We start from the raw sequence: 20,334 nt of genomic DNA on the forward strand, positions 1-20,334 counted from the left end.
GGCCATCCACCGTGCGGACCCTTGAGGTGCTGTCGGGGAGCGGCCGGCCTCTGGACACTGACGCCCATGTTCGCCCTGACATTTCTCGGGACCTCGGCAAGCGTTCCCTCAGTGGAGCGCAACCATCCGGCCCTCCTCGTGGAGGCCGCCGGCAAGCGTATCCTGGTTGATTGCGGCGAGGGCACGCAGCGCCAGTTGCTGCGCAGCGGCGCCGGCTTTCGGCGGCTCGACCGCATCCTGCTGACACACGGTCATCTCGATCATGTGCTCGGTATCCCCGGCCTGTTCTCGACGCTGGGCTTGCGGCAGAGCGCCGACGCGATGACGATTCATGCCGGACCGGGCACGCTCGACATCGTCATTCGCATGCTCGCGGGCCTGTGGGGCGCGGGCAGGGCGCCGATCCCTGTGGAGTTCGCGCCGCTGACCGAGGGGCAGGTCATCGACGCCGGTGACTTTACCATCGACTGCTTTCCCGTCCGACACCGCGACACCGACAGCTTCGGTTTCGTCTTCCAGAGCCCCGCCCGCCGCCATCTCTTGTCTGATCGCCTCGAAGTGCTCGGCGTTCCCGATGGTCCCATGCGCGGAGAACTCGCCGCGGGGCGAGCGGTCGTGATCGGCGATCGAACGATCGATCCGGAAGACGTGCTGGGGCCGCCGAGCGGCGGTAGAAAGCTCGTCGTGATCGGCGACACCGAAACCACGGACGGGCTATCCAAACATGTCGCTGATGCCGATTTGCTGGTGATCGAGGCGACCTTCCTCGATCGCGACGCATCGACTGCACGGGACTATGGCCATCTCACCGCAACCGGCGCCGCTTCGTTTGCCGCGGCAAATAATGTCAAGCAGCTCGTGCTGGTCCATATGTCAGGACGCTATCCGGACGAAGAGATCCTGGCTGAGGCGACGAAGGTCTTTCCGATCACGCGGATCGCCGCCGACTTCGATCACATCGTGGTCTAGTCGGCGCGACGAGCACTCAGTTCGTCAAACCCGACTTGATCGCGAGATCCTGCACATGGCTCGTCACCTGCATCAGCCGCGGCAGTGCCTGGTCGCGGAAGGCCGCCATGTCCATGCGCATCGCATCGACCGTGACGCTCAGGCCGCCGATCACAAGACCCTGGGCGTCGAAGATCGGCGTTGCCAGCGTGCGGAGGCCATAGGCATTCTCGCCGTCGGAGACGGCATGGCCTTTCTTCTTCACCTGATCGAGCCGGGCGAGCAGGGCGTCGAGATCGGTCAGCGTTCGCTCCGACAGCTTTACGCGAGGGCGCAATTCCAGTCGCTCGATCTGCTGGTCCCGGGCCAGATGCGCCAGCATGACATGGCCGAGTGCGGCGCTGTAGGCGGGAATGCGCGTGCCCGGCCGCCGGTCCATCTTGTGACGGTCGAGACCGGCACCGACGCGTGCGAGATAGACCACGTCGCCGCCGTCGAGAATGCCGAGCGAGGCTGCATCGCCGACTGCCGGGACGAGATCGCGGAGCAGCGGCTCGACGATCGGCCGCAACGAACCGCGCGAGAGCACGGTGTAGCCGAGGTCGAGACAGGCAACTCCGAGACGGAACCGGCGGCTTTGCGGAACGGTCTGGAGATAGCCGAGCTCGACCAGGGTTTGGATCAGGCGGAACGCGGTCCCGCGATCGAGATCGGCCCGTGCGGCAATCTCACTCAGCGTGAGTTCAAAGGTTTCGCTCGTGAAACTCCTGAGCACGGCAAAGGCCTTGCCGACGGAAGCGACATAATTCTTGGGATTCTTCGCGCTAGCTTCCGGTTTGCGCTTTGCGGCCTTCTTTTCGACCTTGGCCATGCTCGAATGTCCCGCCAGCACAGCCGTCGCCCTTGACGCGGGGACGCGCTGATTTTACGACAGCATCAGTAAATAACAAATGTTCGCATTCCGAACAATATCAATCTGGCGATCGGAGGAAGTTTTGTCGACATCTTCGCTGCACCCTCATGGCGTCTTCTCCGCCGCGCTGACACCGCTCGATGCCGAACTTGCGCCCGATCACGCACGCTTCGTCGCGCATTGCCGCTATCTCCTGGATGAGGGCTGCGACGGCATCGCGATGCTCGGCACGACGGGGGAGGCAAACTCTTTCTCGGTCGCCGAGCGCACCGCGCTGCTGGAGGCCACGATCGCCGGCGGCATCAAGCCGAACCAGCTGCTGCCGGGCACCGGCGTCGCCGCGTTCACCGACACTATCGCGCTGACGCGTCACGCGCTGTCGGTCGGCGTCGACACCGTCGTGATGCTGCCGCCGTTCTATTACAAGAACGTCAGCGACGAGGGCGTTTATGCCGCCTACAGCGAGATCGTGCAGCGCGTCGGCGATGCGCGCCTGAAGGTTGTCCTCTATCACTACCCGCAGATGTCGGCGCAGCCGATCTCGCATGCGCTGATCGAGCGGCTGCGCAAGGCTTATCCGGCGACGTTCACCGGCATCAAGGATTCGTCCGGCGACTTCGCCAACATGACCGCGATGGTCGAGCGTTTCCCCGGCTTCGCGGTCCTGGGCGGTGCCGACCCGCTGATGCTGCCGCTGCTGCGCAAGGGCGGCGCGGGATGCATCACCGCGACCTCGAATGTCGTCGCGCGCAGTCTTGCTTACGTCTTCAAGCATTTTGGCGACAGTGACGATGATCCGGCCCTGAAGGCAGCGCAGGCGCGCATCGTGAGGGCGCGCGAGTTGGTCTCGCGGTTCCCGCAGATGGCCTCGCTGAAGGCATTGGCCGCGGACCGCACCAAGCATGCCGGATGGAAGCGCCTGCGGCCGCCGCTGGAATCCCTGCCGCCGGAGCAAGAGAAAGAGCTGCTCGTGAATGCCGCGGCATTCTCCGCCGCTGGCTAGCGCGGGCACCGGCGACGAGGCCATCGGATGTCAGACACCTTCCAGGTTGCGCTTTACGCGCTTGCCGTGATCGTCGGCGACAAGCACGTCATCGCGTCCGGCTCCGACCAGGAGCCTTATGTCGTGGACTGGCGCGGGCGCTATCGCGGCCGCGCAGTCGCGGTGGTGAAGCCCGGCTCGACCGCCGAGGTCGCCGCCGTCGTCAAGTTCTGTGCCGATAAGCGGCTCGCGATCGTGCCGCAGGGCGGCAACACCGGCATGTGCGGAGCCGCGACTCCAGACGATCACGCGGGCAATGTCGTGATCCGTCTCGATCGCATGCGGGCCGTGCGCGAGGTCAGTCCGCTCGCCAATACGATCACGGTCGAGGCCGGCTGCATTCTCGCCGAGGTGCAGAATGCGGCTCGTAGCGTCGACCGCTACTTTCCGTTGAGCCTGGGCGCCGAAGGCTCCTGCCAGATCGGCGGTAACATCTCGACCAATGCCGGCGGCACGGCCGTGCTGCGCTACGGACCGACGCGCGATCTCGTGCTCGGGCTGGAGGTCGTGCTGCCCGACGGGCGGGTCTTCAACGGCCTGCGCGCACTGCGCAAGGACAACACGGGTTACGCGCTCAAGCAGCTCTTCATCGGCGCGGAGGGGACGCTCGGCATCGTCACCGCGGCGGTGCTGAAACTGTTCTCGCCGCCGCGCAGCTCGGCCCTGGCGCTGTTGAAGTTGCGGGGTGTCGAACAGGCGCTCGAGATCATGGCGCGCCTGCGCGGCGCCGTCGGCGACCGGCTCGGCAGCCTCGAGATCATGTCGCGCGCGCAGATCGAAGCGATCGCGGAGACCGTGCCGCATGTCACGATCCCGTTCGAGCTGACGACGCCGTGGTACCTGATCGTCGAATTGACCGACACGCTCGCGGGCGTCGATCTCGACGAGCCACTCGCCACGGTGCTCGCGGATGCGATGGAGGCCGGCCTCGCCGAAGACGTCATCCTGGCGTCCAATCTTGCGCAGGCGAAGGCGATTTGGGCGGTCAGGCACAGCGTGTCCGAAGGCAACAAGCGCAGCGGTTATGTGGTGTCGCACGACAGCGTGGTGCCGCTGGAGCGTCAGGCCGCTTTCGTCACCAATGTCGAAGCCCGCATCAACGCCGCCGTGCCGCATGCGCGGGTCGTGATGCACGGCCATATCGGCGACGGCAACATCCACGTGATCGCGCTGATCGACCGCGCGCATTGCCAGGAGCCGGCGGCGACGGCTGCGCTGGTCGCGCAAATCAACGAGATCGTCGACGACGAGACCGCGGCGCAGGGCGGGGCGATCAGCGCCGAGCACGGCATCGGGATCACCAACCGCGGCCGGCTGGCCCGCGTCGCCGATCCCCTCGATATCGAGCTGATGCGCGGCATCAAGCGATTGCTCGATCCGAACGGCCTGATGAATCCCGACAAGATATTTGGCGCGGGAGCAGCATGACGATGACGAGCGTTCGCCTGCTTGCCGACGATCTCACCGGCGCGCTCGACACCGCGGCGGAGTTCGTCGGCCTGTGCGGACCGTTCGACGTCTCTTGGGCGGATGCGCCCGCGATCCCGGGCGCGCAAAGCCTCGCGATCGACAGCGGCACCCGCGAGCGGTCGAAAGCCGACAGCGTCGAGATCGTCGGACGACTGGCGCGGCAGCTTCAGGGTGGGACGATCGCCTACAAGAAGGTCGACAGCCTGCTGCGCGGCGCCTGGGCGGCCGAGCTTGGCGCCTGCCTGCGCAGCGGCCATTGGGCCTCGTGTGTGGTCGCCCCGGCCTTCGACTATCAGGGACGCCGCACCGTAGGTGGCCAGCAATTTGCGCGGACAGTGCAAGGCGACTGGCATCGCGTCGGGGACAATCTGCTCGATCAATTGCGGCTCGAGGGCATCGAAGCACGGCAGGGCCGGGCCGATACACTGCCGCAAGGCGGTGTCCAGGTCTTCGATGCGGAGAGTGACATCGAGCTCGATCGCATCGTCGAGATGGCGCGGCAGATGCCGGGGCCGGTGCTGTGGTGCGGAAGCGGCGGGCTCGCCGGTGCGCTCGCCCGTAGCCATCGCGCCGATGCGCCGAGCCAGTTGAAGCGGCCGGTGCTGGGGCTGTTCGGTTCTGATCAGGCCGCGACCGCCTCCCAGCTCGCAGCATGTGGCGAAGCCACCGTTGCGCTGATCGGGGGTGAGGGGCGCGCGCGCGTTCAACGCAAGCTGGTCGACGATGGCGTGGCGTTGGTGAAATTCGCACTCGCGGATGGCCTTTCGCGCGCCGAGGCGGCACAGCGGATCGCGCGGGAGCTGGCGGCGCTGGTCGCGGTGCTCGATCCGCCGGGAACCCTGATCGTCGCTGGCGGCGAGACCTTGAAGGCCGTATGCGTTTCGCTCGGCGCGCAAGCGCTCCGGGTGACGGGGCGTATCGTGCCGGGGCTGCCGCGCTCGGTGCTGCAAGGCGGCCGCTGGGCGGGCGTCGAAATCATCTCCAAATCCGGCGCATTCGGCGCGCGTGAGCTGTGGCGCGATCTGCTCCGGGACAATCATTTGCTCAACATGGGGAGTCCGACATGACCTCTCGTCATCTTGCCATCACCATGGGTGATCCCGCCGGGATCGGGCCCGAGATCATCGTCAAGGCCTGCATTGGGCTGAAGGACCGGATCGCGACGGGCGATTTGCGCCTGCTGGTCATCGGCAGCGGCGCTGCGCTCGATGGCGCGAAGGCCGCGCTCGGCACCGACATTGCCATCCCCGAAGTGAAGACCGGGGATCGCGACTGGCCGAACCTGTGCTTCCTTCAGGCCGACACCGAAGGTGATCCCATCAAGCCAGGCGTGCTCAGCGCCGATGGCGGCCGCTTTGCCTACAAGGCGATCGAGCAGGGCGTGCGCCTGACGCAGGCCGGGCGAACTTCCGCGATTGTCACCGCGCCGCTCAACAAGGAAGCGCTCAACAAGGCCGGCTATCACTTTCCCGGCCATACCGAGATGCTGGCGCATCTCACCGGCGTGCGCGGCTCGGTGATGCTGCTCGCCCACGGCAACATGCGCGTCAGCCATGTCTCGACCCATGTCGCGCTGGAAGACGTGCCGAAGCGTCTGACGCCGGAGCGCCTGCGCATGGTGATCGATCTCACCAACGATGCGCTGCTGCGGCTCGGCATCGCCAAGCCGAAGATCGCGATCGCCGCGCTCAACCCGCATGCGGGCGAGGGCGGCCTGTTCGGGCGGCAGGACATCGACGTCTCGGCGCCGACGATCGCGAAAGCGGTCGCGGACGGCCTCGACGTCGTCGGCCCCGTGCCCGGCGATACCATCTTCGTCAAGCTGCGCGCCGGCCAATACGATGCCGCGGTCGCGATGTATCACGACCAGGGGCATATCCCGGTCAAGTTGCTGGGCTTCCAAGTCGATCCCGCGACCGGCCGCTGGCAGGAGCTGTCCGGCGTCAACATCACGTTGGGCCTGCCGATCATCCGTACCTCCGTCGATCACGGCACCGCCTTCGACATCGCCGGCAAGGGCATTGCCAACGAGCACAGCCTGATCGAGGCCATCGACTATGCCGAACGGCTGGCCGGTGGCGCTCCCGCATCCAAGTTATGAGATCGAGCCCACGATGACCAATGCCTTCACGCCCATCGAAATCCAGCGTCCCGCCGTTCTCGAATTCGGCTGCGGCACGATCACCGCCGCTGCGCGCTTCGTCGAGCGCATCGGCGCCAAACGGCCGCTGGTGATCTCCGACCCGTTCAACGCACGCCGCGTCGACGCGCTGGCGCTGCCGGGCGCCGTCAAGGTGTTCGGCGAGGTGAAGCCGGAGCCGGACCTGCCCAACCTCGAAAAGGCAGTCGCGATGGCGCGCGAAGCCAAGCCCGATCTCGTCATCGGCTTCGGCGGCGGCAGCGCCATGGATCTGGCCAAGCTGGTCGCGGTGATGTGCACGAGCGACGTGACCTTTGCGGACATCGTCGGGCCGGAGAAGGTGGCCGGCCGCAGCGTCGCGCTGATGCAGATCCCGACCACGTCGGGTACCGGCAGCGAGGCGGGCACCCGCGCGCTCGTCACCGATCCCGCCAGCCAGAACAAGCAGGCGGTGCAGAGCCGCTTCATGCTGGCCGATATCGCCATCGTCGATCCGGATCTGACCATGACCGTGCCGAAGGAGGTCACCGCGGCGACTGGCGTCGATGCGCTGGCCCATTGCGTCGAGGCCTATACCAGCCGCAAGGCACATCCCATGATCGATCTCTACGCGATCGAGGGCGCGCGGCTGGTCGGGCAGTATCTCAAGCGCGCCGTGGCCGACGGCGGCGACCGCGAGGCGCGCGCCGGTCTTGCCCTGGCCTCGCTCTATGGCGGCTATTGCCTCGGGCCGGTGAACACCACCGCCGGCCATGCCGTGGCCTATCCGCTCGGCACGCGCCACCACGTCGCGCATGGCCTGGCCTGCGCCGTAATCTTCCCGCACACGCTGGCCTTCAACATGCCGGCGGTGGAGACGAAGACGGTCGCGGTGCTCGCGGCGCTCGGCCTGCCGGAGCAACGCGATCCGAAGCTTGCGCTCGAGGCGACCTATGGGTTCTGCAAGAATCTCGGCATCGAGATGCGGCTGTCGGCGCTCGGCGTGCCCAAAAATGATCTCGGCGTGATGGCCGACGAGGCGCACGCCATCCGCCGCCTGCTCGACAACAATCCGCGCGACCTCGGCCGGGATGCGATCCTGGCGATGTACGAGGTCGCATTCTAGCCATCTCCGCCGCTCATTCGCGGCGGCCAATCAACAAACACCGAAAACAGAGGAAACTTCGATGAGATCGATGTGGCTTGTTCTTGCATCAGCCGTGCTGCTGGCGGCGTCACCTGCAACGGCGCAGGACGGCTATCCGTCCAAGCAGGTGACGGTGATCGTTCCCTTCGCCGCCGGCGGCACCGCCGACATTTTTGCGCGCATGGTGTCGAACCATCTGCAGGTGAAGCTCGGCAAGCCGTTCGTGGTCGAGAACGTCGGCGGCGCCGGCTCGATCCTCGGTGTGACACGGCTCGCGAAATCCGCGCCGGACGGCATTACGCTCGGCCTTGCCAGCACCTCCGCGCTCGCGATCAATCCCACGCTCTACGGGCCGAAGCTCAGCTACCAGCCGGACAACGATCTGGCGCCGGTCGCCCAGATCAGCGTCGTGCCGAACGTCCTCGTCGTGAATCCCAACAAGATCAAGGCGCGCACCGTTCCGGAGCTGATCGCCTATCTGAAGGCGAACCCGGACAAGGTCTCGTTCGGCTCGGCCGGCGTCGGCACCTCGCAGCATCTGGCCGCCGAGCTATTTCAGCAGATGACCGGCACCAAGATGGTGCACGTGCCCTACAAGGGCTCCAGCCAGATGCTGACGGATCTATTGAGCGGCCAGATCGATCTCGCCTTCGACAACGTGCCGCTTCTGCTGCCGCAGGTGAAGACCGGCCAGCTCGCGATGCTTGCGACCGCAACGCCGAAGCGCGCCGCCTTCGATCCCGAGGTGCCCGCCGTCGCCGAATTCCTGCCGGGCTTCGAGGCCGTCGCCTGGCATGGCTTCTTCGTCCCCGCAGCGACGCCAAAGCCGATCGTCGAAAAGCTTTCGGCCGAGATCCGTGCCTTCATGCAGCAGCCGGAGACGGTGCAGAAGATGGCCGAGCTCGGCGCGGCTGCGGTTGCGGTGGATTCCGAACCTTTCAAGGCCTACATCGCCTCCGAGACCGAGCGGTGGAAGAAGGTGATCGAGGCCGCGAACATCAAGCTGGAGTAGGCGACAAGATCGTCCGGGTGGAGGTGAGGCTCCGGCGGTCGATGACGCGATCCGCGCCAAAGTCGCGGCCGGGACCTGAAAGTCCGGTCCGAGCGGCAGGCGATGCTCGGGTGATTTGTTGGGGCCTGACAACTGTCCGTCACGTTACGTCGATTTGATAGGCGGGATCGCAGTCCGCAACTTGGCAAGGGTGAGACATCATGACTGTCCTGCTGAGAGACACCTTCAAGGCCTGGATCGACCGCGCTCCGGGCGCGCCGCCCAAGCTGGTCATGATCGGCGACGTGAGGGTACCGGCCGATGGCTGGCAGGCCCGGCTGACCAGGCGCTCGCCGCAGGGCATCAATCCGAAGATCCTGATCCTCGACGTGAACACGCAGCAGCCGGGCGGCGAGACGCAGGAAGGGATCACCACGATCCCGCTCCGCTACGAGGAGAGTCCGCCGCAGGACGAATACGGCCAGGTGATGATCGCGAGCGGCACGGGTGAGATCGTGGTCCGCATCTGCGGCGCCCACTAGCCGAGCAGCAGATATAGCTTGGAGACCAAGTGAAGGCTCGGTGAGTGCCGGCGAGGCCTCACATGCCGTTGCAGGAACTATTGGCAATGCGGCGGACTTAACTGCGGCTCGCCCGCCACGATCGGGCGCAGTCCAAATGGACCGCTGGCCAAATGGGAGGTGCGACGCCCAGGCCAGCGGCTCCAAGGGAGAGCACTTACGTTGGCCGCTCGGGGTTAATCGTCCACTGAACGAGAAGCTGATGGAGGAGCCGTTCGGCCTGATCCCTCGTCAGTCTGGCTGCCAACTCTGTTCCAATCACCGCTGGGCCTCTGCGCTCCCGGTCGTAGACCATCCAACCGATGCCACCCATCCGAATGAGAAATCTGCTCTGCGAGCCCGTTTCGTCAGTCAAGACTACATGTCCCATGATCTGCCAATCGAAGACGATAGAGAAGCCGTCCCTCCCTGGAGATACGTTCGTGTATGGGAATCGGTTCGGGAAAGATTGGTAATTTTGGTCTGGGAATGTGCTGAAGCGAACAGAAGCGCTGTGAGGGCGGGGTAAGCTTGGAACCGCTTGGCCTTTGCCAAGGGCCAAGCGTCCCCAAGCGGCCCCGGCCTTCACCCCTATCAAGCCCCCCCGGCCGGGGTCGTCTTTACCGGGCTGTCGATATTCGGGACACCATTCCAGTTGAAGTCCGGTCGGACTCGCCGCAGACGGGAATTCGTCTTTCGCTGCAACCGGCTAGCCGCTTCGAAACGTCGCGGCCTGCGGGAACATTGTCCTGCGAATGGACGATGACCGCGTCCGAATCTTCTTCCTAGCATTCACGCGAGCCTCGTTCGGTTCGAGAACGTTCATCAAAAGGCTCCGGCCGTGGGCGGCTATGCCAAATCCGGCCACGACGTTTCGATGAATGAGGGACGACTGAAATGGACCAGTTGCACGCCGAGCGGCTTAGTTTTCACAGTTCGGAACAGCGGCCCTTCATTTCGGTGGCAATACCAACCTTCCGCCGACCGGAGATGGTGCGCCGTGCGATTGAAAGCGTGTTGCAGCAGAAGTTCTCCGACTGGGAAATGGTGATCAGCGACGACGAAGGCCCCGAAGGCGCGGCTTGGAGCATCCTGTCCGAATACGCGCGGAGCGATCGGCGCATCCGCGTCATCGAGAACCACCGCGGCCAGGGCCAAGTCGAAAATACCAACAACGCGATGCTCGCATGTCGCGGCCGCTGGATCAAAGTGTTGCATGACGATGACTGGCTCGCGCCAGCATCGCTCGCGACTTTCGCGGAGATGGCGCGGACGTACCCGACCGCTGCATTCATGACCTCCACATCCCATGTGGTCCATGACGGGGGTATAAAGTACCGGCGAGGGGGCCAGGTTTATCTGTATTCGAGCCAGCAGTGCCTGGAGGATCTCTATTTGGCGGGCAAGACCCGACTGCTTGGGATTGTTCCATCGACCCTGCTGATCAATGCCAACGTCATCCGGGCCGGATGTCTGATGCGAAACTACAAGTCGATAAGCTGGGGCGTCGACCAGCTGTTCTTTCTTGATCTCGCCTGCCAGGGCGACATGGTTGCGATAGACGATGGTCTTGTCTTCTATGACATGACCAGCCACGCGACCATCACGGCAACAGGATCGTTCCCCCAAATCGACCAGGAGACCGTCGATCTCAAGCACCTCACCTGGAGCCTTTTGGAGGATAAGGGACGGCTTCCCGATCCTGATACGGTGGTGCGTGCATTGCGGGTTGCGCGACTGCGCGGACGGATCTTCCACCAGCCCATGAGCGCAACGATCCGCGACGCGATTCAAATCTTGCGGCCCTCGGTCTTGAGGGCCGCTAATCTTGCGATCCGAGCTTGGGCGCGTGCACCGGGTGCGATTGTAAGCCTGTCTTATTGCACCTCGGATTTCTTGTGAGGGCCGTCGCCGACCCGGCAGCGTTGCGCTGGCCGCACCGCCCGTGAACGTAGAGAGAACAAGGCGTCGTTGTTCACAGAAGGGCTGGACCGCGAATGCCGACGCGGCTATATGAGCGGCCTGCGAGCCGGTGATTTGCAAAACTTTTGCCGGGGCTTGCAGCACTTCCGAAGAAAGTCTTGTGATATCAAGTGCTTCGGTGGGGAATGGTGTAACGGTAGCACAACAGACTCTGACTCTGTTTGTCTTGGTTCGAATCCAGGTTCCCCAGCCATTCCGGCGTTTCGCCAATAAAATCAGATAGTTGGGCCGCTTCTGGTCGCTCAAAAGGGTGCCGCTCGTAACCGCTTTTCGGGACCAAAACGCGTAGCCGCGACTCATTTTCGCCGTGATCAGCCTGCGTCATATTGTGACGTTTTGGGTTCAGTTTTTGAAGTAAAATTGCACACCAGAGAGGAGATTTCCCGTTCCGCCTAACCAGCGAACTAACCTCGGTGTGCCTTTTTTGTCTATCGCGTCCCCGCCTTAAATCCTTTCTTGGTATCGAGACCAAAACCTCCTCCGGCACTTCCTCGCGTGAGCCTTGGCTGCTCGACCTGCTTGGCGCGCGCTCGACCTTGGCTGGCGTGACCGTCACGCCCTATACCGCCATGACTTGCGCACCCGTCGCGTGCGCAGTGCGTTCGATCTCCGAGCCGGCAGGCTCGCTTCCCCTTCATAGCTACAAGCGACTTCCCGACGGCGGCAAAGAGAAGGCCACCGATCATCCGCTCTACGAAATGCTCTAGGACGCGCCGAACAGCTTTGCGCCTGCCGCGCTGTTTCGCACGCAGCTCATGGCAGACCCGCCGTTGCAGCCGCACGGCGCCTTCGCAAAAGATCATCCGCGTTGACGGCGGCAAGGCCGCAGAGCTTGTTCGGCTGGATCCCAGGACCGCGCCCGTTGCGGTAGACGACAGCGACATTGAGCCGACCTACAAAGTCAACGGCCGCGAGATCGCAGGCGCGGACCTGATTCATATTCCGTCCCCGCTTATGATCAGCGCAAAGGCCTAGTCGGCGAGGGCAGGGAGGCCATTGCGTTAGCGCTCAGCCGCATGTGATCGCGCCGTCCGTTACCGTCAACATGACCGGCAACCCTGGCTCATCGCCGAGCCAGCACCGTGAAACGGCAGAGCAGATCGGTAGGCTGGTCAACGACCACGTGCAGGTCGCGATCGCTTCCGCACTTCGGACATAGAGCAGGCCCGCGGGAACGCTCTTCCGCCGGTAAATACGAAAGAGAAAAGCCCCCGGTGGAGTTGCACACCGGAGGCTTTCCCTGATGAGACACACGGCGTCGGTGTCAGGCTCCATTATAGCAATCTCGCTGCCTTTCTCGTGAACTTTTTCGAAGAGGTTGGCAAAAAAACTTCGAAGGGTTCGCGATCGGCTCGCTATATCCGTTCCTGATGAGACCCCGTTGCGCCTTGCGCGGCAGTATAGCGGTCTAGAACGAAAGGTGTGGCGGAACATGACGCCACCTATGAGCCAGCCGCAGGCGCATGGATATCAGATCAAGCGCTCCCCTGTATAGGACGCCTTGGTAGGGTTGCACCGGACAATCGAGAGATTGTCGAACTCGCCAAAAGATGAAGGCCCTGCCTTGCGGCATCCTTCTCCACCCCTCTGTTGATGGACATCTGGCAGATGGGTGGGCATCCGGCTACAGCCGGGTAACAGCGTGATTGCTTGCAATCGAGACGCGGAGCTTAGGGCGAGGTCAATGGACGCCACCTCGCTGCGATGGTCATCACCAACGCTACGCTCCAGACTAACCTTCGATGGAATGAACCAACGAACCTCTCCCTTCGGGATAAGCACGGGGGCTACTGCTCTGTGCTTGTCTCTGGAGGGAAAAAGTTTCCCTTGGAATGGGGGACTTGGTTGTTGAGTGTATTGCTGGCAACTGGAGACAATGCAGCTTTCAACTTACCTAGTGTGGTGCGCGCGCAATAGATCGGCTGATTTGGCGTTGCCCACGTTTCGACGAGGAATGGCACGGCGATTTCGAAAACATGACTCAGTAGCGGCCTGTTGGATTGATCAATTCGCCAAGCCAGGCAATAGGCGGTATGGGCCTGCGCCGAATACTTCCTGAAGTTAAACTGACATGTATCCTCGTAGCGGTCGATAAGTCTGGATTTCACTTCGATCAATCGTCCGTCCTTGTGCAGATCGTGACCTTTGGTGTTTCTCCTTGTGCGTTTCGCGTCAGCGTAGATTGCAATCAGGGACTCAGAAATCTCTCCTAGGGCGGCCGACTGGGTTTCGCGGCCGAAATGCTTGTTCAAGACCGTTAGAGCTTCGATTGCTTCGCTCAGGGCCGTAGTCAAGCATGCTTGCACTTCGTTCGTTATATCGCGAACCATGGTATTTCTGTCCTTCCGCGCCGTCCTACCTGGGCAGGCTATATCGGATCGTGAACGATGGGCCGTCCCCGGCTGGTGGCGCATGAACCACATCGTCGCTGGCCTTCTGTAACTGGCGCATCGCAGCGCATGCCATGGGGTGCCGATTCTCGGAAGGGCTGACGATCCGATGAAGCTCGCCGGCATTGATCTCGACATGCGGTCGGCCTTGCGTGGCCGCCCTGGCAATCTGCGCCTCAAGCTCCTCGCGGAAGTCTCTCATAGTCGCCATCGCGCTGATGCCCTTCTGGTTAGTTCGACCAACCGCTGCACCTCATGGAGGTCATGTCTTCTTGGTCCAAGGCTTCCACGGCGCGTCATCCGGCTCATCCCAGATAACCTGTGCAACGCCGATAGGAGTTCCCACAGTCTGGGCGGCTGATCGGGCTGCTATTGCAGCCTCCGCCGATGGGTGAACGATGCCGCTTGGATATCGGCGTCCATCCCTGTCGGCAAAGATGTTGGTGTAGCCGGTGAAGGTAGTGAATTTAGACATGCTATGTATTCCACGCCGGATGAAAGGAATTTCAATTGCTCTGCCGCAAGACGCAAAGTCCAACGAATGCGACTCGAATCATCATTTCTTTTGTTTGGTTGCGCGGAACGTATAGTCCGACGCAGTTCTAAATGAAGTCCACTCGTATTTACCGGCCGATATAAACGCTGGTTGTTCTTTGGACGCATTCTGCACGAGCCGCTTGAACAGATTACCCCGTTCGTCCGTCGTGAGCTCTGGTGACAAGATCGCCATGCTTGAAACGATAAGGGCGGTAACGTAGATCGGCTCGCCCATTTTCCGGGGAAAGGTGATCTCCAGGTCAACAATGTTCTTGGATCGATCGCTATACGTGACTGTCTTCCAAGTCGTCGTTGGATCGTCCTTACTAGCGACGACCTCCTCGCACCGCTTTATGCCGGCGGCTGAGGGTTTGTCGCAGTGTTCGGGGGCACCCGTCGCTTTAAGCGGCGCGCAGCCGGCGAGCAGCATAAGCGCGAGAATTAGCTTTCGCATCAGTGCTGCGCGCTCAGCCAGAGATAGGCTAATCCGACTATGATGGCAGAGAAAAACAACGCCCTGCGCATGCTCTGCTTGTTGAGTCGTTTGGTTTCGTATTCGCCCCAGTCTTCCGGTCGCATATTTGGTCCCCAGCCCGCTCGGAAATATGCGCGTCGGAACTCGCGCTCACAACTGCTACTTGAGTCGAAGGGGTCTTGTAAGTCAGTCCCGACTTACAATCTTTAATTGATTCAATAGTTTGACGCTACTTGGCGAATACGGGTCTTATGGCGCAGCACCGCTGTGGTGGGGCTCTAAAGGGAATGCCATGCTGATTTCCGACGACCGTTATTTCGCACTCGTGCGCACGCTCACCGATGCATGTGCGGTTCCGACGAATACGTTGTGATGGGCCGCAACTGGGTGGAGACTCAGGTTCAGGTCGCGCTGGGCGCGGCCGACGTTTAACCGGCGAGTAGCGCCGATTGCGATCCCGCCCATCCGGCGATCGTGATGCACGGCGAGGAGCCGTCGGCCGAAGTGGTCGCGGAGATCGATCAGGTGCTCGCCGGCCTTGGCAGCGCCAGCGTGCACTAAAGGTGCGCGCATAGCCGTTATGCAAACAAGCCTTGTGAAAGCCCATATCGCGCTGACTACAGGCCAACCGAGCGTTCGGCTTTAGTTGGGCCGTTTGCTTCTCCTCTGTCAGTGCAACCAGCCGGCGCGCATCAACCGCCGTCTGATTTGTCAGGGGAGATCAATTCAACCACTGACAAGGAGTGTGAATGCCTATCGAGACCACCAATATTACGGGCCGCGACGACCACATAATCCGCAAGGCGCTGCCTTACGCCATCGAAACGATCGATCGTCTGCCGTCGCGCTGGCGAGAAGAAAGCGATCGCGAGGACATGACAACCCTGCTTGGTGTTTATGGCGATGCTGACGCGCACCGCCTTAATGCCCGTCAGCATCTCGCCGGTCGCGAGGAGAGCTGAAATGGCGTTCGAACCAACTAAGGCTGATCATGCCGCGCTCGATCAATTCCTCGAAACGGTTTTCGACGCCTACAAGGCCGGTCGCGCTGATCGGAATTCATGTGTCGGCGCCATTGCCCACGTCATGACGGCGGCGGCAATCGACAACGAGGCGGAGTTTAAGAATTATATCCGGCTTTCCGAACAGAAGCTTTTCGACTTCGGGACTAAGTGCAGCACACCCTTGCCCAAGATCGTCCCCCGCGCTTAGATTGTTGCGCGGGGGATTTCTCATGATTCGATCTTGTCTAGCCTTTGTTGTCGCCGTGTCGGTCATTGGTATTGCGACATCAAGCATCGCGGCGGAGACCTGCAGCTCGTGGAAGCAAACGTGCATCGCGAGCAGTCCGAACACGAAGATTGAGGACAACATACAGAAGTGCTCTGCCGCCGCGAAGGACTGCCAAGCCCGGTGTAAGAAGGGCCAGAAAAGCTACTTCGTCGGTCCCTTCAACGGGCAACAGCACCCCGTCGATTCCTGTGGCTGAACTCGCACCAAAAGCTTGACAACAAGGGCGCGGATCACAACGCGTCCACTTGCCCAAGATCGTCCCTCGCGCTTAGATTGCGCGGGGATTTTTATGGAGGGGCAACGATGCAGCAGAAGTGGCGCGGATTGCCGCCCGGCGAAACTGAGCCGACTATCTGGCCTTTTTTCATGATCGTTTTTGGCGTTCCCATTGTTGCAGTAGTCAGCGGCTATTTCCTCGCCACGATCTTTCTCGGCAGTGCCCTCGCTGTTGTCGCTATGGTCGTTTACAAGAGAGAAAAGACGGCCGTAGATGTTGCAGGGGCATTGATGGGGGCCGTCGCTCTGGCTTCAATCGGAGGTTTGTTCATTATGCCGTGGGGGGCGAACGACCACGGGTCCGCGCGGCAAGATACTGCCTATTCTTGCCAACCCGAGCACTATGATCGGGAAAACTGCGAGGCTCAGCGCCGTGGCATTAGTGCTTTGGGCCAGTTTGTGAACGAGTTCAATTCGAGCGCAGAGTTTAGGAGCGAGATCAAACGTCGCGTTGATCGTTGAGTCTAAGTTTTCAAAGACATGGAACGGGAAAGGGCGAGGACCACACCGCGTCCTTTCCCTTACCTAACGGCGCCCCCATTTCTTGAGCTGCTGGTGTGCAAGCATTTCGGATACAAGAGAGCTCAATCCAATTTTGAGCCGCTCGATATCTTCTACCAGTGCGACAAGGTAACCCATGTCGATCTCGACGGGAGTCTCAACGGACTTTGCGTTGTCGAGGCTTAGCGGCTGAATGCTGAATGTCCGATCGCTTGAGCCTTTGAGCCATAGCCCGTGCGCGAGCAGATTGCGACGATGCTGAATGGTCTGGAGCAAATCGAACTGAGTCATAAGACGATCGACATACTGCGGATAAGAAATCCGGACGGCAGAAGATACCTGCTCAAACACGATATCCTTCCGAGCCTGAAAAGCCCTCGGCTTAAAGAGCAGTTGTTCCCACCGACTGGCACTCTTGAAGTCAATGGACCTGAGAATCCAGAACAGCAGGAATTCAATGCCACCCCACTCCAGCGTGATCTTTGAAATTTTGTGGGCAAATTCATCTCCCCACAAATCGCGCTTAAACTCCGTTATCTGATTTTTGACGACCTGATGAACGTCAATGTCAGCCATAGCTCACCCGCAGAATTGATATCTAATCGCCTCAATCATCGCCACGCGATCCCGCAGCGTCCCGTCCGTGGGCAGTGCGGCGCGTGCCCGGCCGTCCTGGTTCAGCTCGGTCTCATAGTGCGACCACACGGCCGCCTGGAGATCGGTGGGGGAGGGCTCCCGGCGCAGATCAGCGAACCGGGCTCGGTAGGAGGCGATCAAGGGCGCCGCACGATCGCGAGCTTGTCGGGGGTCGGTCGTCTTGAGGGACTGCCAAATCTCTTTCCGCTTAAGCACTGGCTGGAGCTTCAGCGGCACGCCGACCCGGACATAGTAGGACGTGCGACCAGGACGTTTTTGGATATTCGTGGCGATCGACATTCGAGTCCTCGTAACCGTGACCCGTAACCACTACTCGTAACCGCTCAGCGTTAAATGCTGTTTTATTTCATGTCGTTATTAAGATCGTTGAATTTTTGCTGGGGGTCCTCAGAGTCCAGGTTCCCCAGCCAGTTCAGGGCAATTCCCCGAGATCCTCATCGGCTAGCGGCGCTTCTTCCGGCCGGCCTTGGCGGCACGCTTCTTCGGCGCCCGTCGCTGGCCGCGACCTGCATCCGCCGCACCCCATGGAATTTTCGCGCCGACACGCGTCTTGGCGCCGACGAGGTTGGGCGTCTGGTTGTATTTGAGACGACGTAGTTTGGCCGTGACGAGCTCGCTCAGCTCCTGGAACGACGGATTGGTGCCGCGCTCGCGTTGTTCGCGCAGCACCTTCGCCATGCAGAACGTGTAGGCACCATACGACGTGACGCCGTCACGATATTCGTAGGACAGCTCCTGTTCCTGACAGGCCTCGAGGAGGATCGGGAGGTAAGGCCCGTGATGCCCGAGCGCGGCCCGCGTCTTGTTGTATTCCCTGTCGGGTTGGGTGCGGAGCGCCATGCTGCGCCCGAGCCGCTGCGTGGCGCCGTTGTCGCCGAGATAGTCGGCGCCGTCCTTGCTCTTGCTCAGACTTTCGTTCAGGGGAGGGAACTCGCGCGGCACCCACATGCCTTCGCTGGCTTCCCACCGCAGCGCCCGGTGGCGGATATCGTCGGGCGGCGTCAGGCCGCGGATGCGTGGACCGCCGTCTCGCGTCATGCCGCCGGAATGGCAGCAGTCGAGCATGGCGACGAAATAGCAGTCGTATGGAAGCTGCGAGTAGAGCTGGCAGAACTGGCGATCGAGAATCGCGTGCTCCGGCGTCCAGTCGAAATCATAGGGAACCAGGCACTCGTCGACGCTGTCCGGTGCGCCGCTCGGACTGTATCTGGGTATCTGGGCGCCATGGCCCGAGTAGAACAGCATGCGCTCGTCGCCGTCGCGGACGCCCTCGAGCAGCCAGTGAAGCCTTTCCATGATGCCCTGCGCCGTCGCCCGCTCATTGAGAACGACGCGAATTTCGTCCGGCTTGAAGCCGCTTTCCTGTAGCACCGAGCTCATGAGGAATACGTCGTTGACGCATCCTTCCAGCCTGTCCGCGGGTTTGGGATAGTCGTTGATGCCGACCAGCAGGGCGCGGCGGGTCGGCCGCGTGTCGATGCGGGCAATGCCCCGCGCGGCGCTGACGATGGAGCGTGACGCTGGCACCGGCACCACATCGTGCCAGACGGTGGCCACGGTCTCGGGGCGCGAGAGGTACCAGGTCGCATTGTGATTCAGGACATCGTTGGGGACATCGAACGGTGTCAGCACCTGCTGAAAATTATCCGCGGCGATCTCGAGCGGATAGGTGAGAACGCGATCTTCCCGATTGAAGAGATGGTACCATTTTCGGCAGGGAAGGTCCTGAATGCGGCCTGCAAAGATGTCGCGCACCGCGGGATTGCCGATCTGCGAGCCCAGCGTGACAAAGACCTTGTCCTTGATCGCAGCGGGGTTGCGCACGAACGTGTCGTAGCAGATCAGCGAGCCCAGGCTGTGAGCCAGGACAACGTCGTAATTGCCGCTCTTCAGCTTGTCGAGGACTGCGCTGCGCAGTGCGGTCTGCAACTGCTCGTCCACCGACCACTGGGCGACCATGCCCGCGGTCCACCTGATCAGGGTTGGTACATCGTCGAGGCTGCGTGTGCCCGCGAGCAGATCGCCGATCCCATGGACGGTCGCGCTCGCCAGCAGTTTCGCCAACGCGATGCCATAGGTGACGAGGTTGGGCGGGCTCTTGTCGAAGAGGTCGTCATACGAGAGGAAGTCGATGGCCGGGTTGAGGCTCTGATCGACGGACTGAACTGCGCGTATAATGGCTTCGGACCATGACTTCCGGAACTCGGCGTCGATCTCCGCATGGCCGACGCCGTGGACGCAAAGCAACGACAGGCGGGTGCTCATGAAAGCTGCCTTCTGCAATCTGAAGTAGCCGGTATGCAAGCGTAAACGCCGGGGATGATGTCACGGCGCCGCGAGCTTCAAATGTGAAGTAGCGCACGAATTCTCGCGACAGTTTGCCTCACCTAGAAGATGCCATCACGAGTCGGATCGCCCTGCGCGGCTTCGTCCTCGGGACAGGCAACCCAAGGAGATTCGTGATGCCCTATGTCGATGGTTTCGTGCTGGCCGTGCCGAAGGACAAGATCGAGGCCTACAAGGCGCTGGCGCGAAAGGCCTGCGCGGTGTGGATGGAGCACGGCGCGCTCGATTACGTCGAGTGCATCGGCGACGACGTGCCCTATGGCGAGTTGACCTCGTTTCCGCGCGCAGTGATCGCGAAGGAGGATGAGGTCGTGGTGTTCGCCTGGATCGTCTACCGCGACCGGGAGACCCGCGATGCCGTCAACAAGAAGGTGATGGCCGATGAGCGGTTCAAGGGCGCCGACATGCCGTTCGACGGCAAGCGCATGATCTATGGCGGCTTCACGACGCTGCTGCGGGCGAGCGACGTCGTCGGCTGAGTGAAGCGCCGCGGGCATATCCGTAGCCCGGATGAGCGAAGCGACATCCGGGAGCGGTGCCGAGGCTATTCCGGGTATCGCTTCGCTCATCCGGGCTACTGCTGCCGCGGAAAACGCGGCGGCAGTTGTGCGCCGCCAGATTTAACGCTGCCTCTACCCGCGCGTTCGCTGCCTCCCATGCAGCATTATGCTAGCCCGTTTCACCTT

At 62.0% G+C, this 20,334-nt stretch carries 20 protein-coding genes and 1 tRNA gene; 14 read left to right on the forward strand and 7 right to left on the reverse strand.

What is annotated here, in order from left to right; all coding sequences use genetic code 11:
• The first annotated feature begins 66 nt into the window (after positions 1–66).
• The gene (rnz, locus tag NLM15_RS18755) at positions 67–969 is read left to right on the forward strand and encodes a ribonuclease Z (protein WP_254118539.1); all 903 of its coding nucleotides are present in this window, start codon (positions 67–69) and stop codon (positions 967–969) included.
• Positions 970–985: 16 nt separating this feature from the next.
• Here rnz and NLM15_RS18760 read toward each other — a convergent pair whose 3' ends face one another.
• Positions 986–1,819, reverse strand: a complete 834-nt coding sequence (locus tag NLM15_RS18760; RefSeq protein ID WP_254118540.1) for an IclR family transcriptional regulator — start codon at positions 1,817–1,819, stop codon at positions 986–988.
• 124 nt (positions 1,820–1,943) lie between these two features.
• On the opposite strand from NLM15_RS18760, the gene NLM15_RS18765 reads away from it, so the two are divergent.
• From NLM15_RS18765 to NLM15_RS18805, 9 genes are all read left to right on the forward strand, one after another.
• Complete coding sequence (locus NLM15_RS18765; protein ID WP_254118541.1) at positions 1,944–2,864, forward strand: dihydrodipicolinate synthase family protein; 921 nt, start codon at positions 1,944–1,946, stop codon at positions 2,862–2,864.
• A gap of 27 nt (positions 2,865–2,891) precedes the next feature.
• Positions 2,892–4,331, forward strand: a complete 1,440-nt coding sequence (locus NLM15_RS18770; protein ID WP_254118542.1) for an FAD-binding oxidoreductase — start codon at positions 2,892–2,894, stop codon at positions 4,329–4,331.
• A 2-nt stretch (positions 4,332–4,333) separates the two neighbouring features.
• Entirely contained in the window at positions 4,334–5,440 is a 1,107-nt protein-coding gene (locus tag NLM15_RS18775) for a four-carbon acid sugar kinase family protein (RefSeq protein ID WP_254118543.1), read from the forward strand.
• Positions 5,437–6,474 (forward strand): 4-hydroxythreonine-4-phosphate dehydrogenase PdxA, encoded by a 1,038-nt coding sequence (gene pdxA, locus NLM15_RS18780; RefSeq protein WP_254118544.1) that lies wholly within the window; start codon positions 5,437–5,439, stop codon positions 6,472–6,474. Before NLM15_RS18775 ends, pdxA begins: the two co-directional genes overlap by 4 nt.
• Before the next feature lie 13 nt (positions 6,475–6,487).
• Entirely contained in the window at positions 6,488–7,618 is a 1,131-nt protein-coding gene (locus tag NLM15_RS18785; RefSeq protein WP_254118545.1) for an iron-containing alcohol dehydrogenase, read from the forward strand.
• 61 nt (positions 7,619–7,679) lie between these two features.
• Positions 7,680–8,651 (forward strand): tripartite tricarboxylate transporter substrate binding protein, encoded by a 972-nt coding sequence (locus NLM15_RS18790; protein WP_254118546.1) that lies wholly within the window; start codon positions 7,680–7,682, stop codon positions 8,649–8,651.
• 200 nt (positions 8,652–8,851) lie between these two features.
• Positions 8,852–9,172, forward strand: coding sequence for a hypothetical protein (locus NLM15_RS18795; RefSeq protein ID WP_254118547.1), 321 nt, complete (start codon positions 8,852–8,854; stop codon positions 9,170–9,172).
• 915 nt (positions 9,173–10,087) lie between these two features.
• Positions 10,088–11,092 (forward strand): glycosyltransferase family 2 protein, encoded by a 1,005-nt coding sequence (locus NLM15_RS18800; RefSeq protein ID WP_254118548.1) that lies wholly within the window; start codon positions 10,088–10,090, stop codon positions 11,090–11,092.
• 200 nt (positions 11,093–11,292) lie between these two features.
• Positions 11,293–11,366, forward strand: a tRNA-Gln gene (locus tag NLM15_RS18805).
• A 1,594-nt stretch (positions 11,367–12,960) separates the two neighbouring features.
• On the opposite strand, the gene NLM15_RS18810 is transcribed toward NLM15_RS18805, so the two are convergent.
• The 3 genes from NLM15_RS18810 to NLM15_RS18820 all read right to left on the reverse strand — a co-directional run bounded on the left by NLM15_RS18810 (position 12,961) and on the right by NLM15_RS18820 (position 14,554).
• Positions 12,961–13,503 carry a hypothetical protein gene (locus NLM15_RS18810; RefSeq protein ID WP_254118549.1) on the reverse strand — a complete coding sequence of 181 codons (543 nt, stop codon included), beginning with the start codon at positions 13,501–13,503 and terminating at the stop codon, positions 12,961–12,963.
• Between the two features lie 322 nt (positions 13,504–13,825).
• A complete protein-coding gene (locus NLM15_RS18815) occupies positions 13,826–14,038 on the reverse strand; it encodes a hypothetical protein (protein WP_254118550.1) in 213 nt (70 codons plus the stop codon).
• Positions 14,039–14,119: 81 nt separating this feature from the next.
• On the reverse strand, positions 14,120–14,554 hold the full coding sequence (locus tag NLM15_RS18820) for a hypothetical protein (protein WP_254118551.1): 435 nt from the start codon (positions 14,552–14,554) through the stop codon (positions 14,120–14,122).
• Between the two features lie 770 nt (positions 14,555–15,324).
• Here NLM15_RS18820 and NLM15_RS18825 point away from each other — a divergent pair.
• The 3 genes from NLM15_RS18825 to NLM15_RS18835 all read left to right on the forward strand — a co-directional run bounded on the left by NLM15_RS18825 (position 15,325) and on the right by NLM15_RS18835 (position 16,606).
• Positions 15,325–15,537, forward strand: a complete 213-nt coding sequence (locus tag NLM15_RS18825) for a hypothetical protein (RefSeq protein WP_254118552.1) — start codon at positions 15,325–15,327, stop codon at positions 15,535–15,537.
• A gap of 1 nt (position 15,538) precedes the next feature.
• Complete coding sequence (locus tag NLM15_RS18830) at positions 15,539–15,787, forward strand: hypothetical protein (protein ID WP_254118553.1); 249 nt, start codon at positions 15,539–15,541, stop codon at positions 15,785–15,787.
• A gap of 384 nt (positions 15,788–16,171) precedes the next feature.
• A complete protein-coding gene (locus NLM15_RS18835) occupies positions 16,172–16,606 on the forward strand; it encodes a hypothetical protein (protein WP_254118554.1) in 435 nt (144 codons plus the stop codon).
• A gap of 63 nt (positions 16,607–16,669) precedes the next feature.
• On the opposite strand, the gene NLM15_RS18840 is transcribed toward NLM15_RS18835, so the two are convergent.
• The 3 genes from NLM15_RS18840 to NLM15_RS18850 form a co-directional block, all read right to left on the reverse strand.
• Positions 16,670–17,221, reverse strand: a complete 552-nt coding sequence (locus tag NLM15_RS18840) for a hypothetical protein (protein WP_254118555.1) — start codon at positions 17,219–17,221, stop codon at positions 16,670–16,672.
• Between the two features lie 3 nt (positions 17,222–17,224).
• Positions 17,225–17,581 carry a DUF6538 domain-containing protein gene (locus tag NLM15_RS18845; protein WP_254118556.1) on the reverse strand — a complete coding sequence of 119 codons (357 nt, stop codon included), beginning with the start codon at positions 17,579–17,581 and terminating at the stop codon, positions 17,225–17,227.
• A 162-nt stretch (positions 17,582–17,743) separates the two neighbouring features.
• Positions 17,744–19,567 (reverse strand): caspase family protein, encoded by a 1,824-nt coding sequence (locus NLM15_RS18850; protein ID WP_254118557.1) that lies wholly within the window; start codon positions 19,565–19,567, stop codon positions 17,744–17,746.
• A gap of 197 nt (positions 19,568–19,764) precedes the next feature.
• On the opposite strand from NLM15_RS18850, the gene NLM15_RS18855 reads away from it, so the two are divergent.
• Entirely contained in the window at positions 19,765–20,127 is a 363-nt protein-coding gene (locus NLM15_RS18855; RefSeq protein ID WP_254118558.1) for a DUF1428 domain-containing protein, read from the forward strand.
• Positions 20,128–20,334: the final 207 nt, after the last annotated feature.

Source organism: Bradyrhizobium sp. CCGB20, assembly GCF_024199855.1.
In the GTDB taxonomy this organism is placed as follows: Bacteria; Pseudomonadota; Alphaproteobacteria; order Rhizobiales; family Xanthobacteraceae; genus Bradyrhizobium.

Excerpts from the sequence above, each read along its gene's own strand:
- NLM15_RS18790 (WP_254118546.1), top strand. The coding sequence starts at position 7,680 with ATGAGATCGATGTGGCTTGTTCTTGCATCAGCCGTGCTGCTGGCGGCG.
- pdxA (WP_254118544.1), top strand. The coding sequence starts at position 5,437 with ATGACCTCTCGTCATCTTGCCATCACCATGGGTGATCCCGCCGGGATC.
- NLM15_RS18840 (WP_254118555.1), bottom strand. The coding sequence starts at position 17,221 with ATGGCTGACATTGACGTTCATCAGGTCGTCAAAAATCAGATAACGGAG.
- NLM15_RS18760 (WP_254118540.1), bottom strand. The coding sequence starts at position 1,819 with ATGGCCAAGGTCGAAAAGAAGGCCGCAAAGCGCAAACCGGAAGCTAGC.
- NLM15_RS18785 (WP_254118545.1), top strand. The coding sequence starts at position 6,488 with ATGACCAATGCCTTCACGCCCATCGAAATCCAGCGTCCCGCCGTTCTC.
- NLM15_RS18770 (WP_254118542.1), top strand. The coding sequence starts at position 2,892 with ATGTCAGACACCTTCCAGGTTGCGCTTTACGCGCTTGCCGTGATCGTC.
- NLM15_RS18795 (WP_254118547.1), top strand. The coding sequence starts at position 8,852 with ATGACTGTCCTGCTGAGAGACACCTTCAAGGCCTGGATCGACCGCGCT.
- NLM15_RS18775 (WP_254118543.1), top strand. The coding sequence starts at position 4,334 with ATGACGAGCGTTCGCCTGCTTGCCGACGATCTCACCGGCGCGCTCGAC.
- NLM15_RS18830 (WP_254118553.1), top strand. The coding sequence starts at position 15,539 with ATGGCGTTCGAACCAACTAAGGCTGATCATGCCGCGCTCGATCAATTC.
- NLM15_RS18800 (WP_254118548.1), top strand. The coding sequence starts at position 10,088 with ATGGACCAGTTGCACGCCGAGCGGCTTAGTTTTCACAGTTCGGAACAG.
- NLM15_RS18855 (WP_254118558.1), top strand. The coding sequence starts at position 19,765 with ATGCCCTATGTCGATGGTTTCGTGCTGGCCGTGCCGAAGGACAAGATC.
- NLM15_RS18835 (WP_254118554.1), top strand. The coding sequence starts at position 16,172 with ATGCAGCAGAAGTGGCGCGGATTGCCGCCCGGCGAAACTGAGCCGACT.
- NLM15_RS18825 (WP_254118552.1), top strand. The coding sequence starts at position 15,325 with ATGCCTATCGAGACCACCAATATTACGGGCCGCGACGACCACATAATC.
- NLM15_RS18845 (WP_254118556.1), bottom strand. The coding sequence starts at position 17,581 with ATGTCGATCGCCACGAATATCCAAAAACGTCCTGGTCGCACGTCCTAC.
- NLM15_RS18820 (WP_254118551.1), bottom strand. The coding sequence starts at position 14,554 with ATGCGAAAGCTAATTCTCGCGCTTATGCTGCTCGCCGGCTGCGCGCCG.
- rnz (WP_254118539.1), top strand. The coding sequence starts at position 67 with ATGTTCGCCCTGACATTTCTCGGGACCTCGGCAAGCGTTCCCTCAGTG.
- NLM15_RS18815 (WP_254118550.1), bottom strand. The coding sequence starts at position 14,038 with ATGTCTAAATTCACTACCTTCACCGGCTACACCAACATCTTTGCCGAC.
- NLM15_RS18810 (WP_254118549.1), bottom strand. The coding sequence starts at position 13,503 with ATGGTTCGCGATATAACGAACGAAGTGCAAGCATGCTTGACTACGGCC.
- NLM15_RS18850 (WP_254118557.1), bottom strand. The coding sequence starts at position 19,567 with ATGAGCACCCGCCTGTCGTTGCTTTGCGTCCACGGCGTCGGCCATGCG.